The following is a 13,228-nucleotide window of genomic DNA, read 5'->3' on the forward strand; positions in this document are numbered from 1 at the left end:
GGGCGGGCACCTCGGCACCGGCGGTCGGCGTGCGGCCCGCGACGGCGGCGCGCACCGCGTCGGCGCCCAGGACCAGCCCGGTCGCACCGGTGCAGGAGATCGCGACGTCGGCACGTGTCAGCTCGCCGGCCACCGCGTCCATCGGGACGACACGGGCCGTGGTACCGGCGCCCGCGGGGCCCGGTCCGAAGTTCTCCGAGAGCAGGGCCGCCAGGCGCTCGGCGCGCTCGACCGTCCGGTTCGCGACGACGACCTCCGCGACACCGGCACGCGCCAGCGTGGCCGCGGCGAGCGACGACATCGAACCGGCACCGATCACGAGTGCGCGCTTGCCCTGCGCCCAGGCCTCGACGGGCTGCCCGAGGGCGAGCTGCTCCAGGCCGAAGGTGACCAGGGACTGTCCGGCCCGGTCGATCCCGGTCTCGGAGTGGGCCCGCTTGCCGACCCGCAGCGCCTGCTGGAACAGGTCGTTGAGCAGCTTGCCCGCGGAGTGCAGGTCCTGGGCCCGCGCGAGCGTGTCCTTGATCTGGCCGAGGATCTGGCCCTCGCCGACCACCATCGAGTCGAGCCCGCACGCCACCGAGAACAGGTGGTGCACCGCCCGGTCCTCGTAGTGCACGTAGAGATAAGGAGTGAGCTCGTCCAGGCCCACGCCGCTGTGCTGCGCGAGGAGAGTGGACAGCTCGGCGACACCGGCGTGGAACTTGTCGACGTCCGCGTACAGCTCGATGCGGTTGCAGGTGGCCAGGACCGCGGCCTCGGCGGCCGGCTCGGCCGCGAGCGTGTCCTGCAGCAGCTTCGCCTGGGCGTCCGCGTTCAGCGCGGCGCGCTCCAGGACGCTGACCGGGGCGCTGCGGTGACTGAGCCCGACGACGAGAAGACTCATGCCGGCATCACGGCGGGTACGTCCCCGTCGGGTCCCTTGCGGTCGCTGCTGCCGGGGGCGGGCTCGGTGACCTTGGCGGCCGGGCCGCCGACACCGACGCCGCCCTCGACGGGGCTCTCGCCCTCGTCCGCGGCGTCGCCCGCCTTGCGCTGCTCGTGGAAGGCGAGGATCTGCAGCTCGATGGAGAGGTCGACCTTGCGCACGTCGACGCCGTCGGGGACGGTCAGCACGGTCGGCGCGAAGTTGAGGATCGAGGTGACACCGGCGGCCACCAGACGGTCGCAGACCTGCTGCGCGGCGCCGGCCGGGGTCGCGATGACACCGATGGAGACGCCGTTCTCGTCGACGATCTTCTCGAGCTCGTCGGCGTGCTGCACGGCCATGCCCGCGACGGACTTGCCGGTCATCGCCGGGTCGGCGTCGATGAGGGCGGCGACCCGGAAACCGCGCGAGGCGAAACCGCCGTAATTGGCGAGCGCCGCGCCGAGGTTACCGATGCCGACCATGACGATCGGCCAGTCCTGGGTGAGGCCCAGCTCGCGGGAGATCTGGTAGACGAGGTACTCGACGTCGTAGCCCACGCCGCGGGTGCCGTACGAGCCGAGGTACGAGAAGTCCTTGCGCAGCTTCGCGGAGTTGACCCCCGCCGCGGCCGCGAGCTCCTCGGAGGAGACCGTGGGCACCGAGCGCTCCGACAGAGCGGTGAGGGCTCGGAGGTACAGCGGGAGACGGGCGACGGTGGCCTCGGGAATTCCTCGGCTGCGGGTCGCCGGTCGGTGAGTTCGGCCAGTTGCCACGGTGCTCCTGCGGGTAGAGCGGGGCTGCGGGCGGCTGAGACTTCCGTGACCGCCCCGTCGAATGCAGGCTATGTCTTTGTGAACGCGTGCACAAAGATGGTGTCCGATTTGCCCGGCCAACGTGACCGGGGTCACGCGCCCCTCGCACACCGTGAGGGAACCGGCGCGCGGGCGGCCTCGTCGCACACCTGTCGGGGGCAAAACCGCACACCTTCCTTACGATCCACGCCCCCGAGACCAAAACCGCCCCCGATCCTAAGCGACTTTCGGGGCGAGTTGGACTGGTCGGTCAGTGATGTGGGCGACCGCACGGGGGCGCGGCGTCCGCTCCGCATCCCCTGTGCTACGAGGTGAGCGCGCGACGGAGCCGCTCCTCCTGCACGCGCCAGAAGTCGTGCTGCGCCCCGTCGACCAGCACCACGGGGATCTGCTCCCAGTAGAGACGGTGCAGTTCGGCGTCCTGCTCAATGTCCTTCTTCTCCCAGGACGCACCGACTTCGGCACACACCTTCTCGATCACGGCCTGTGCGTCATCACACAGATGACACCCGGGCTTCCCGATCAGCGTGACGACCCGCTCCCGCGGGTCCTTCTTCTCGCGACGGCTCTTCGCGCTCCGGTCGCTCCGGTCGCTCCGGTCGCTCCGGCGGAAAACGGGACTCATGCCGGCCATTCTCCCCCCGGGCCCGCCCGCACCGCGACGACCGGATTTCACAGAACGACAGCTTCCCGAAATCCCCTCGACTCCGGAACCACCGAACAAACTGGCTATGCTCACGCCATGGCCGCTCTCGGATGGCTCACACCCCGTAGGCGCTCCGCCACCGCGCGGAGCGTGCTGGCAGGCGAGGCCTCGGCTGAGGCCGCCCGCAAGTCCTCGCAGGAACTGGAGGAACAGCAGGCGCAGGAACAGCCCGAACAGGAACCGGAGTTCCCGGTCGTCGGCGACGACAAGGCCGCCGCCTTCTTCGACCTGGACAACACGGTGATGCAGGGCGCCGCGATCTTCCACTTCGGCCGGGGCCTGTACAAGCGGAAGTTCTTCCAGCGCCGCGAGCTGACCCGGTTCGCCTGGCAGCAGGCGTGGTTCCGGCTCGCCGGCGTCGAGGACCCCGAGCACATGCAGGACGCGCGCGACAGCGCCCTGTCCATCGTGAAGGGCCACCGCGTCTCCGAGCTGATGTCCATCGGCGAGGAGATCTACGACGAGTACATGGCCGAGCGCATCTGGCCCGGCACCCGCGCCCTCGCCCAGGCCCACCTCGACGCGGGCCAGAAGGTCTGGCTGGTCACCGCCGCCCCGGTGGAGATCGCCACGGTGATCGCCCGCAGGCTCGGCCTGACCGGCGCCCTGGGCACCGTCGCCGAGTCCATCGGCGGCGTCTACACCGGCAAGCTCGTCGGCGAACCGCTGCACGGCCCCGCGAAGGCCGAGGCCGTCCGGGCACTCGCCTCGGCCGAGTCTCTGGACCTCGGCCGCTGCGCCGCCTACAGCGACTCGCACAACGACATCCCGATGCTCTCGCTCGTCGGCCACCCCTACGCGATCAATCCCGACGCCAAACTGCGCAAGTACGCGCGCGAGCGGGACTGGCGACTGCGTGACTACCGGACCGGCCGCAAGGCCGCCAAGGTCGGCATCCCCGCCGCGGCCGGCGTCGGCGCGATCGCGGGCGGCACCGCCGCAGCCATCGCCCTGCACCGCCGCCGCCGCTGATCCGGGGGGCTCCGCGCCCGATTCCGTGGGCTCTACCCCGCGCGGGGCCCCGCCAGTCACGCCGCTACCACTCGGCCACAACGCGTCACCACCGCCACCGGAATATGACCTCAATCGATCAACAAGCGGTCACTCTCCGGTACTTGAACCGCCGCCGATCGGCTACAGAAGTGACGGAACCGGTGATTTGAGCAACTGGGTGTAGCGCTCCCTGCACGAAGCGTTATTCTCCTCAGACGCATTTCGGTACCCACACGTCAGCACGACGGGTGAACGGTCCCGCACTGCACGTGATGGAAGCTCTGCCTCTGGGAGTCCCGTGTACCCACACGTCGGGGTTGACGCCTCGGGCCTGGCTACGCTGCGCGCAACGGTCCTGGACCGTTTGCGTGGCTTCGTCCCCACCGCGTACGCCGTCCCCGCCCTCGCCGCCGCTGTGCCCGCAGCGGCCGGCCCCACCGGGCCGTGCTTCGCCATGGCCAACACCGGCGCCGCCACGGCCGGCAGACGCGCGCGCTCCGGCGCCGCCGGCGCCTCGGGCACGTCCACCGCCCGCCGACCCGCCGCCGACAGCGACAGCGCCCGCATGATGGACCTGGTCGAGCGCGCCCAGGCCGGCGAGGCCGACGCCTTCGGCCGCCTGTACGACCAGTACAGCGACACCGTGTACCGCTACATCTACTACCGGGTCGGCGGGAAGGCGACGGCCGAGGACCTGACCAGCGAGACCTTCCTGCGCGCCCTGCGCCGGATCGGCACCTTCACCTGGCAGGGCCGCGACTTCGGCGCGTGGCTCGTCACGATCGCCCGCAACCTGGTCGCCGACCACTTCAAGTCCAGCCGGTTCCGCCTCGAGGTCACCACCGGCGAGATGCTCGACGCCAACGAGGTGGAGCGCAGCCCCGAGGACTCCGTCCTGGAGTCCCTGTCCAACGCGGCGCTGCTCGACGCCGTGCGCCGTCTCAATCCGCAGCAGCAGGAGTGCGTCACGCTGCGCTTCCTGCAGGGCCTGTCCGTCGCCGAGACCGCACGCGTGATGGGCAAGAACGAGGGCGCGATCAAGACCCTCCAGTACCGGGCCGTCCGCACCCTGGCCCGGCTGCTGCCCGACGACGCCCGCTGACCCGCCCCCGGCCCGCCCGGCCCTCACGCAAGGCGACGCTCAACTCACCTTGCGTGAAAGCCCGATGGGATCGCGGTCGGATCATCTTTCGCGCGTAACCCAAGTGCCGAGCCGCTCGTTGTGCGGGATGCAGGCTCTCTGTGGTCATGTCCGGTCCGGCCCCGCTCACTCGATCGTGTGCAAGCCGGTGCGGACGTGCAACCCTCAGGACCCCCTGAGGTGTCGACATGAGAGCCGACCGTCATGACGAGAGGAGGTGCCGCCAGTGATCGCGAATGTATCGGCACACCGGCGGGCGAACGCCTTCGCCCAGGCCCTGGAGGACCAGTCCGACCGGGACGCGGCGGCGCGGGAGCCGGACGACCCGGCAGACCGGACCGGCGACGACCGGACCGACACCGGACAGGACCGGCTGCTGACCCTGGCAGAAGGCCTGAGCGATGTGCCCAAGCCTGAGCTGGACCCCGAGGTCAAGGTGGTCCAGCGGGCGCAGCTCGTGGCCGCCATGGAGGCCATGTTCAAGGAGGGCGCGAGCCCTGCCGTACCGGAGCAGCGCAGGGGCAAGGGGGCCCACCGCGCCACTCCGCTCGGCAAGCTCCGCCCCCGCTCCCGCCTGTCCAAGGGCATCGCCGCGGGCGGCCTCACGGTCGGCGTGGCGGCGGGCGCCTTCAGCGGGGTCGCCGCGGCCAGCTCGGACGCCCTGCCGGGCGACCACCTGTACGGGCTGAAGCGCGGCATGGAGGACATCAAGCTCGGCATGGCCGACGGTGACTCCGACCGCGGGCAGATCTACCTGGACCAGGCCTCCACCCGGCTCAGCGAGGCACGCCGCCTCATGGACCGCGGCCGCGGCGGACAGCTGGACCACGAGTCGGTCGGCGAGGTGCGCCGCGCCCTGTCCGGCATGCGGTACGACGCCTCCGAGGGCCACCGCCTGCTCAGCGACGCGTACAAGCGCGACGGCTCGCTCGGCCCGATCCAGGCCCTGTCCGCGTTCACGGAGTCGCACCGCAAGAGCTGGAGCACCCTCAGCGACAAGCTGCCGGTCCAGCTCGGCGACGTGCGGGACGAGGTCAGCTCGGTCTTCGCCGCCATAGACGAAGAGGTCGGCCCGCTGCGCTCGCTGCTGCCGCAGACCCCGCAGCGGGACGGCTCCTCCTCCGGCCCGTCCCACGAGGACGGCACCACCCCCGGCGCCTCCGGCACCGACCGCTCCACGCCCTCCGGCTCGTCGAGCCCGGAGCACAGCGGGGGCACGTCGACCCGCCCCGAGCCCTCCAGCTCGGGCACCGGCAAGGAGGACGACGGCCTGCTCGGCGGCGCCGCGGGCGGCCTGCTCGACCCGCCGCAGGACAAGCCGTCCACCTCACCGTCCGGCGGTCACTCAGGCTCCGGCGGCACGGGCAGCACCCCCAAGCCGGACGTGACCCTGCCCCCGCTGCTGCCGGGCCTGCTGCCCGGCCTCGGCATCGAGGGCGAGGACGCGGACTGACGCACGGCGCATGAGAAGGGGCCCGGGGCACTCGCCCCGGGCCCCTTCTCATGGCCCGGCCTCTCATGGCCCGGCCGCGGTTCCCACGGTCGGCGTCACGGGCGTCACGAGGGAGCCGGCTCAGAAGAAGACCGAGCGCCGCTGCACGAGCAGCTTGTACAGCGTGTGCTGGATCTGCTCCCGCACCTGGTCCGTCAGGTTGAACATCAGCATCGGGTCCTCCGCGGCCTCCGCCGGATACCCGTCCGTCGCGATCGGCTCACCGAACTGGATGGTCCACTTCGTCGGCAGCGGCACCGCCCCGAGCGGACCCAGCCACGGAAACGTCGGCGTCACCGGGAAGTACGGGAAACCCAGCACCCGGGCCAGCGTCTTCGCGTTGCCGATCATCGGGTAGATCTCCTCCGCCCCGACGATCGAGCACGGCACGATCGGCGTGCCCGCGCGCAGCGCCGTCGAGACGAAACCGCCCCGGCCGAACCGCTGCAACTTGTACCGCTCGCTGAACGGCTTGCCGATCCCCTTGAAGCCCTCGGGCATGACACCGACCAGCTCGCCGCCCTCCAGCAGGCGCTGGGCGTCCTCGGCGCAGGCGAGGGTGTGCCCGGCCTTGCGGGCCAGCTCGTTGACCACCGGCAGCATGAAGACCAGGTCCGCCGCGAGCAGCCGCAGATGACGGTCGGCCGGGTGGTGGTCGTGCACGGCGACCTGGAGCATCAGGCCGTCCAGCGGCAGCGTCCCCGAGTGGTTGGCGACGATCAGCGCCCCGCCCTCGGCCGGGATGTTCTCCACGCCCTTCACCTCGACGCGGAAGTACTTCTCGGCGAGCGGCCGCAGCAGCGACATGAGGACCTGGTCGGTCAGCTCGGGGTCGTAGCCGAACTCGTCGACGTCGTAGTCCCCGGTGAGCCGTCGCCGCAGGAAGGACAGCCCGCCCGCGATGCGCCGCTCCAGACCGCCGCGGGGTGTCGTCATCACAGGCTCCGGATCCGGTTCGGGCCGGGCCGGCTCGGGCACCGGCAGCGGCTGCACCTCCCGCACCGCCGCACCCTCGCCCCGGCGGCGGCCCGCGCCGGGGGTGCCCCTGCGGCGCCCGGCGCCCTTGGAGGCCGACCCCCGCGACCGGTCGTCGTCGAACGGAATGACCTTGGCGTCCGCCATCGTTCCTGCGCTCCTCAGTTGGCGCTCTGCGTCGGAGGGTGGTCAGCCGGCGTGCCGCCGAGCAGAGGCAGCGCCGCGATCCGGTCCACGGCCCCGGCCAGGGCCTGCGGCGGCAGCAGCCCGGGACCCCGGCCCGCCGCGAAGTCCGCGAACGTCTCCGCGGTCGTGTACCGGGGCCGGTACCCCAGTGTCTCGCGCAGCTGGACCGTGGACACGACCCGGCCGTGCGTGAGCAGCCGGATCTGCTCCGGCGAGAAGTCCGTGACACCCAGGGTGCGCAGCGCCCCGCCCACCCAGTTCACCGCGGGCAGCAGCACCGGCACGGTCGGCCGGCCCAGCCGCCTCGAGCACTGGGAGAGCAGCAGCACGCCGTCGCCCGCGACGTTGAACGTCCCGCTGTTGAGGGTGCCCCGGGCCGGCTCGTGCGACGCGATCCGCAGCACCTCGATCACGTCGTCCTCGTGCACGAACTGGAGCCGCGGGTCGTAGCCGAACACCGTCGGCAGCACCGGCAGCGACAGATACTCGGCGAGCGGCGAATCGGCCGTCGGCCCCAGGATGTTCGCGAAGCGCAGCACGCAGACGGCGACGTCCGGGCGGCGCCGGGCGAACCCGCGCACATACCCCTCGACCTCCACGGCGTCCTTCGCGAAGCCGCCGCTCGGCAGCGACTTCGGCGGCGTCGTCTCGGTGAACACGGCCGGGTCGCGCGGGGCGGAGCCGTACACGTTCGTACTGGACTTCACCACCAGCCGCTGCACGCCCGGCGCCTTCTGGCAGGCACCGAGCAGCTGCATCGTCCCGATGACGTTGGTCTCCTTGACCGCGCCGCGACCACCGCTGACCAGCGGGGTGCCCGTCACGTCCAGGTGCACGACCGTGTCCACGGAGTGCTCGGCCAGCATGCGGGCGATCGCCGGCTGCCGGATGTCGGCCTGCAGGAAGTCGGCCCCGCCCAGATGGTGTGCGGGCGGCACCGCATCCACCCCGATCACCCGGTCCACCTCGGGGTCCCGCTGGATCCGCCGTACGAAACGGCCGCCCAGCTGCCGGGCCACCCCGGTCACGAGCACGACCTTGCCCAAGATCAGCGCCTACCTTCCGTCCGGCCCGCCGCGCCCCACGGGCATGGCCTGCGGGTCACGTTAGCGCGTCGATGTTGCGCTGTGATGACCTGACGATGCAGGAAGTGACCACAAGTGACGACCTCCACAGTCCTCCCCGGCGGCCCGGCGCCCCCGGAAACGCACTGTGGCCCCTCCACCGTCCGGTGAAAGGGCCACAGTGCACGCTGATGCAGCGGTCGCTTACTTCTTGTTGCGACGCTGCACGCGGGTGCGCTTCAGCAGCTTGCGGTGCTTCTTCTTCGCCATCCGCTTACGGCGCTTCTTGATAACAGAGCCCACGACTACCCTCGCTCACTTCTCGGACAACCCCCGCAATGCGGGGACAATCACTCGGTGCGGGGCTAATTGGGGCCCACACGACCTACGAGGGGCTAGCCTACCCCGCCCGAGCGCCGAGCTAGAAATCGAGGGTTCCCCGGGATCCCCGGAGGCCGCCCGTCAGGCCGTTTCCACCCCCACATAGGACTCGCGAAGGTACTCGTGAACCGCTTGCTCGGGGACGCGGAAGCTCCGCCCCACCCGGATCGCGGGCAGATGACCGCTGTGCACCAGCCGGTACACGGTCATCTTGGACACGCGCATCACCGAGGCCACTTCCGCCACGGTCAGGAACTGCACCTCGTTGAGAGGCCTACTCTCACCAGCAGCCATGTCACACCTGAACCTTCCGCACTCGACGGCCACCGGCTTCCCCTTCCGGTGACTCAACGTCGTTGCGTGCTCACTCCCCAATGTAGGGGCGGGTGATGCGAGTGGGGAAGAGGTGCTGCGATCAGGCGCCTACTGTGACAGACACGCCCGATTGAGTACATAGCGAGTAAGCGGCCGGTAGTAATCAGACCGCACAGCGTCATCAAGCGGAACGACGACGGACACCCGCCCCTCGGCCTCACCCACGAACAGCGCGGGATCATCCGTGTCCGCCAGACCGATCGCATCGAACCCCAGCTGACCTGCACCGCAGACCCAGCCGTGGTCCCCCACCACCAGCCCCGGCAGCGGGGCGCCGGCCTCCGCGAGCGCACCGAGCACGGTCCGAACCGGCAGCGGCGAGTGGGTGTGTGCGCCGGTCTCACCACCGGGCGGGCGCGCGCCGGGTTCCCGCACCAGCGCGACGCCCCGTACGTAGTCGAGGTTGTACGTGCGTAGACCGAACCGGGTCGTTATGTCGACACTGCGACCCTGCGCCGGGGTGAGAACAGGGCACCCCGCCGCCGACAAGGCGTCCGCCAGCGCGGCGTAGAAACCGAGCAAACGGTGCGGATGCCCCGTACCGAACAGCACCGGAACCCGCGCCTCGGCCGCCCGCCCCAACCGGTCCGCGAACGCGTCGAGCGCCAGCAGCGTCCGCTCCGGATCGATCACGTCACACCCCGACGTGTGCCCCGGGTCCGCCGACACCCCGCACCTGTCGGCCATCAGCGCCAGCAGATCCCGCGCCCCCCACACCCACTCGGGATCAAGACCCAGCAGCAGCCGCGGATCCCGCGCGGCGAACAGCCGATAACTGCGCAGACTCAGCTCACGGGTGGTCGCGACCGGCCCTGCGAGCCGTGCCGCCAACAGATGCGCACGCAGCGCGCCGGTGCTCAACACCCCAGAAATGCTGGCCCATTGACCACCCCGCCGCCCCGCGATCCACCAAACACCGCACAGTCGGAGTAATCGCCCCGGCGCACGCCGGGGAGCGCACTACGGCAGCAGACCCCGCAGCGGGAACGCCGCCTTGCGCGTCGCCACGATCGCCTGGTCGAGCCGGTCCGCCGGGTCGTACCCCGCCTCCCACTCCCGGTACGCGACCGGCCACCGCCCGTCCGTCATCCGCTGCGGCGCGAGCTGCCGGGTCCGCGCGAACACCTCCTGCCGCCACCCGTCCGGGATCACCGTCTCCGGGGCGATCTCCCGCCCCGCCGCGATCCCCACCAGATGCGTCCACGACCGCGGCACCACATCCACCACCGCGTACCCGCCACCGCCCAGCGCGATCCACCGGCCGTCCGCATGCTCGTGCGCCAGCCCGTGACAGGCCACCTGCACCGCCCGCTGCGCGTCCAGCGACACCGCCAGATGCGCCAGCGGATCCTCGAAGTGCGTGTCCGCCCCGTGCTGCGTCACCAGCACCTGCGGCCGGAACTCCGCGAGCAGCTCCGGCACCACCGCGTGAAAGGCCCGCAACCACCCGGCATCCCCCGTCCCGGCCGGCAGCGCCACGTTCACCGCCGACCCCTCGGCGGCCCCGCCGGCCCCCGTCTCGTAGGGCCACCCGGTCTGCGGGAACAGCGTCCGCGGGTGCTCGTGCAGCGAGATCGTCAGAACCCGCGGGTCCTCCCAGAACGCGGCCTGCACCCCGTCCCCGTGATGCACGTCCACATCCACGTACGCGACCCGCTCCGCCCCCAGCTCGAGCAGCCGGGCGACGGCCAGCGCCGCGTCGTTGTACACACAGAACCCGGACGCCGCCCCCGGCATCGCATGATGCAGCCCGCCCGCGAAGTTCACCGCGTGCAGCGCGTCCCCGCGCCACACCGCCTCCGCCGCCCCCACCGACTGCCCCGCGATGAGCGCCGACACCTCGTGCATCCCGGCGAACGCCGGATCGTCGACCGTCCCCAGCCCGTACGCCTGGTCGGCCGCGTCCGGATCGGCCGACGCCGCCTTCACCGCCGCCACGTAGTCCTCGCGGTGCACGAGCCGCAGCGTCGACTCACCGGCCCGCTGCGCGGCGACGACCTCCACCTCCCGGTCGAGCCCGAACGCACCCACCAGCCTCCGGGTCAGGTCGAGCCGGACCGGGTCCATCGGATGCCCGGTCCCGAAGTCATACCCCGCTACCGCCGGGTCCCACATCAACTGCGCGCGGCCGCTCATGCCCGCCACCGTATCGGTCCGTCCCACGGCCGAACGACGGGGCGTACACCAGCGTCACGAGCACCAGCGCCATCGGCACGAGCATGGCCCCGCGGTAGCTCCACGCGTCACCCAGCGCCCCCACCAGCGGCGAACCCACCAGAAAGCCCACGTAGTTGAAGATGTTCAGCCGCGCGACCGCCGCGTCCGACGCCTTCGGGAACAGCCGCCCGGCCGCCGCGAACGTCTGCGGCACGATCACACACAACCCGAGCCCGAGCAGCGTGAACCCGAGCATCCCGACCCACGCCCCCGGCGCCAGCGCCACCACACCGAACCCACCCGCCGCGACGACCGCCCCCAGCCGCACCACGAACACCGGCCCGAACCGCCGCACCCCGACATCCCCGACCGCCCGCCCGACGAGCGTCATGACCATGTAGACGTTGTACGGCACGGTCGACAGCTGCTCCGAACTGCCCAGCACGTCCTGCAGGTACTTGGCACTCCAGTTGGAGACCGTCGAGTCCCCGATGTACGCGAACGACATCACCAGGCACAGCGGCAACAGCATCCTGAAGACGACCCCGCCGTCCCCCGCCCCGGCCGGCGCACCCACCTCCGACTCGACACCCCCGTCGACGTACCACCGGCTCCCCACCAGACACAGCGGCAACAGCACGACCACGACAGGCAGATAGGACACGAACAACGACAGGTCCCAGTGCGCCCCGGCCCAGGCCAGCGAGGCCCCCACGATGCCCCCGAGGCTGTACGCGGCATGGAACCCGAGCATGATGCTCCGCCCGTACGCCCGCTGCAGACTCACCCCGAGCATGTTCATCGAGGCGTCCAGCGCCCCCACCGACAGCCCGAACACACCGAGCGCGACCGCGACCTCCGCGATCGCGTCACCGGCCCCCACCCCGAGCAACGCCAGCAGCACCACCGGCTGCGCCCACCGCAGCACCACACGGGGCGGCACCCGCTTCACCAGCTGCTCGGTGGCCACACTCCCCGCCCCCGCGAGGATCGGCACAGCGGCCAGGAACACCGGCAGCAGCCCGTCCGAGATCCCGTACTGGTCCTGCAGCGCGGGAATCCTCGTGACGAGGAGCGCGAAAGCGGCGCCCTGCGCGAAGAAGCTGAACGCGAGGGCTCTTCGCCCCCGGCGCTGCGCCCCTGTGATCCCGGTCGTGTCGGTCATGGCCGCACAGTAGGCGGCACGCCTACCGGTGGGTAGACGGATCTGCAAACCATGAGACGACCGTGACCTCGGCTGGCACTCAGCCCAGCAGCTCCGGCAGTTCCCGCATGTCGGCGAAGAGCGCGTCCGCGTCCCGCAGCCGGTCCGCCGGCGTCATCGCGGTGAACCCGTACACGTCCATCCCCGCGGCCCGCGCCGCCTGTACCCCGAGCGGACTGTCCTCGACGACCGCACACCTCTGCGGCGCCACCCCCATCCGCTCGGCGGCGTACAGGAACAGGTCCGGGGCCGGCTTGCCCCGCCCCACGTCCTGCGAACTGAACACCCGCTCCTCGCCGAACCAGGCGTCGAGCCCCGTCTTCCGGTGCCCGACCCGGATCCGCTCGTGGCTCCCCGACGAGGCCACGCAGTACGGCACGCCGTCCGCCCGCAGCTTGTCCAGCACCTCGACGGCCCCGTCCACGGCCTGGAGCTCCCGCTCGAACGCGGCGAAGACCCGCGCGTGGAACACCTCGTCGAAGTCCTCGGGCAGCCGCTGTCCGGTCCGCTCGAGAATCGTGTCGTGGACGCGGTGCATGGCGGCACCCATGTAGTCCCGCAGGGAGTCCTCGTACGAGGTCGGGTGCCCCAACTCGGTGAGATAGCCGGCCAGCAGTGTGTTGGAGAGGGGCTCACTGTCGACGAGTACGCCGTCGTTGTCGAAGATGACCAGTTCGTAGCGCATGGCTCCGACCCTAGACCGCTCCGGAATTCCCCCCAAACGCAGAAAAGCCCGGACCGTGTACCCGGTCCGGGCTTTCCCTTCTATCAAAAATAGTTCGGCGGCGTCCTACTCTCCCACAGGGTCCCCCCTGCAGTACCATCGGCGCTG

14 protein-coding genes are annotated in these 13,228 nt (G+C 71.3%); 3 read left to right on the forward strand and 11 right to left on the reverse strand.

The window, feature by feature from the left end:
• The 3 genes from hemA to GTW43_RS28455 all read right to left on the reverse strand — a co-directional run.
• Positions 1–886, reverse strand: an 886-nt coding sequence (hemA, locus tag GTW43_RS28445; RefSeq protein ID WP_161304831.1) for a glutamyl-tRNA reductase, incomplete at its 3' end; no start/stop codon positions are given.
• A complete protein-coding gene (locus tag GTW43_RS28450; protein ID WP_161304832.1) occupies positions 883–1,683 on the reverse strand; it encodes a redox-sensing transcriptional repressor Rex in 801 nt (266 codons plus the stop codon). The genes GTW43_RS28450 and hemA, both read right to left, overlap by 4 nt.
• Before the next feature lie 343 nt (positions 1,684–2,026).
• The gene (locus GTW43_RS28455; protein WP_161304833.1) at positions 2,027–2,356 is read right to left on the reverse strand and encodes a glutaredoxin family protein; all 330 of its coding nucleotides are present in this window, start codon (positions 2,354–2,356) and stop codon (positions 2,027–2,029) included.
• Positions 2,357–2,464: 108 nt separating this feature from the next.
• Here GTW43_RS28455 and GTW43_RS28460 point away from each other — a divergent pair, with 108 nt between their 5' ends.
• From GTW43_RS28460 to GTW43_RS28470, 3 genes are all read left to right on the forward strand, one after another.
• Positions 2,465–3,400, forward strand: a complete 936-nt coding sequence (locus GTW43_RS28460; protein WP_161304834.1) for an HAD-IB family hydrolase — start codon at positions 2,465–2,467, stop codon at positions 3,398–3,400.
• Positions 3,401–3,719: 319 nt separating this feature from the next.
• A complete protein-coding gene (locus tag GTW43_RS28465) occupies positions 3,720–4,523 on the forward strand; it encodes an ECF subfamily RNA polymerase sigma factor, BldN family (protein WP_161304835.1) in 804 nt (267 codons plus the stop codon).
• Between the two features lie 265 nt (positions 4,524–4,788).
• The gene (locus GTW43_RS28470; RefSeq protein WP_161304836.1) at positions 4,789–6,015 is read left to right on the forward strand and encodes a DUF5667 domain-containing protein; all 1,227 of its coding nucleotides are present in this window, start codon (positions 4,789–4,791) and stop codon (positions 6,013–6,015) included.
• Positions 6,016–6,135: 120 nt separating this feature from the next.
• On the opposite strand, the gene GTW43_RS28475 is transcribed toward GTW43_RS28470, so the two are convergent.
• The 8 genes from GTW43_RS28475 to GTW43_RS28510 form a co-directional block, all read right to left on the reverse strand.
• Entirely contained in the window at positions 6,136–7,176 is a 1,041-nt protein-coding gene (locus GTW43_RS28475; RefSeq protein WP_161304837.1) for a lysophospholipid acyltransferase family protein, read from the reverse strand.
• A gap of 14 nt (positions 7,177–7,190) precedes the next feature.
• Positions 7,191–8,261 (reverse strand): NAD-dependent epimerase/dehydratase family protein, encoded by a 1,071-nt coding sequence (locus GTW43_RS28480; RefSeq protein ID WP_161304838.1) that lies wholly within the window; start codon positions 8,259–8,261, stop codon positions 7,191–7,193.
• A 222-nt stretch (positions 8,262–8,483) separates the two neighbouring features.
• Positions 8,484–8,582: an AURKAIP1/COX24 domain-containing protein gene (locus tag GTW43_RS28485; protein ID WP_003948845.1), complete on the reverse strand. Its 99-nt coding sequence runs from the start codon at positions 8,580–8,582 to the stop codon at positions 8,484–8,486.
• A 159-nt stretch (positions 8,583–8,741) separates the two neighbouring features.
• A complete protein-coding gene (locus tag GTW43_RS28490) occupies positions 8,742–8,954 on the reverse strand; it encodes a helix-turn-helix domain-containing protein (RefSeq protein ID WP_159032723.1) in 213 nt (70 codons plus the stop codon).
• Between the two features lie 129 nt (positions 8,955–9,083).
• The gene (locus GTW43_RS28495) at positions 9,084–9,899 is read right to left on the reverse strand and encodes a phosphatase (protein WP_161304839.1); all 816 of its coding nucleotides are present in this window, start codon (positions 9,897–9,899) and stop codon (positions 9,084–9,086) included.
• A gap of 96 nt (positions 9,900–9,995) precedes the next feature.
• Positions 9,996–11,171: an acetoin utilization protein AcuC gene (locus tag GTW43_RS28500; protein ID WP_161304840.1), complete on the reverse strand. Its 1,176-nt coding sequence runs from the start codon at positions 11,169–11,171 to the stop codon at positions 9,996–9,998.
• Positions 11,122–12,357 carry an MFS transporter gene (locus GTW43_RS28505; RefSeq protein WP_161304841.1) on the reverse strand — a complete coding sequence of 412 codons (1,236 nt, stop codon included), beginning with the start codon at positions 12,355–12,357 and terminating at the stop codon, positions 11,122–11,124. The genes GTW43_RS28500 and GTW43_RS28505 overlap by 50 nt, the downstream gene beginning before the upstream one ends.
• Before the next feature lie 79 nt (positions 12,358–12,436).
• Positions 12,437–13,081 (reverse strand): HAD family hydrolase, encoded by a 645-nt coding sequence (locus GTW43_RS28510; RefSeq protein WP_161304842.1) that lies wholly within the window; start codon positions 13,079–13,081, stop codon positions 12,437–12,439.
• Between the last annotated feature and the right edge of the window lie 147 nt (positions 13,082–13,228).

Origin of the sequence: Streptomyces sp. SID5785, assembly GCF_009870065.1 — a bacterium.
Taxonomy (GTDB): domain Bacteria; phylum Actinomycetota; class Actinomycetes; order Streptomycetales; family Streptomycetaceae; genus Streptomyces.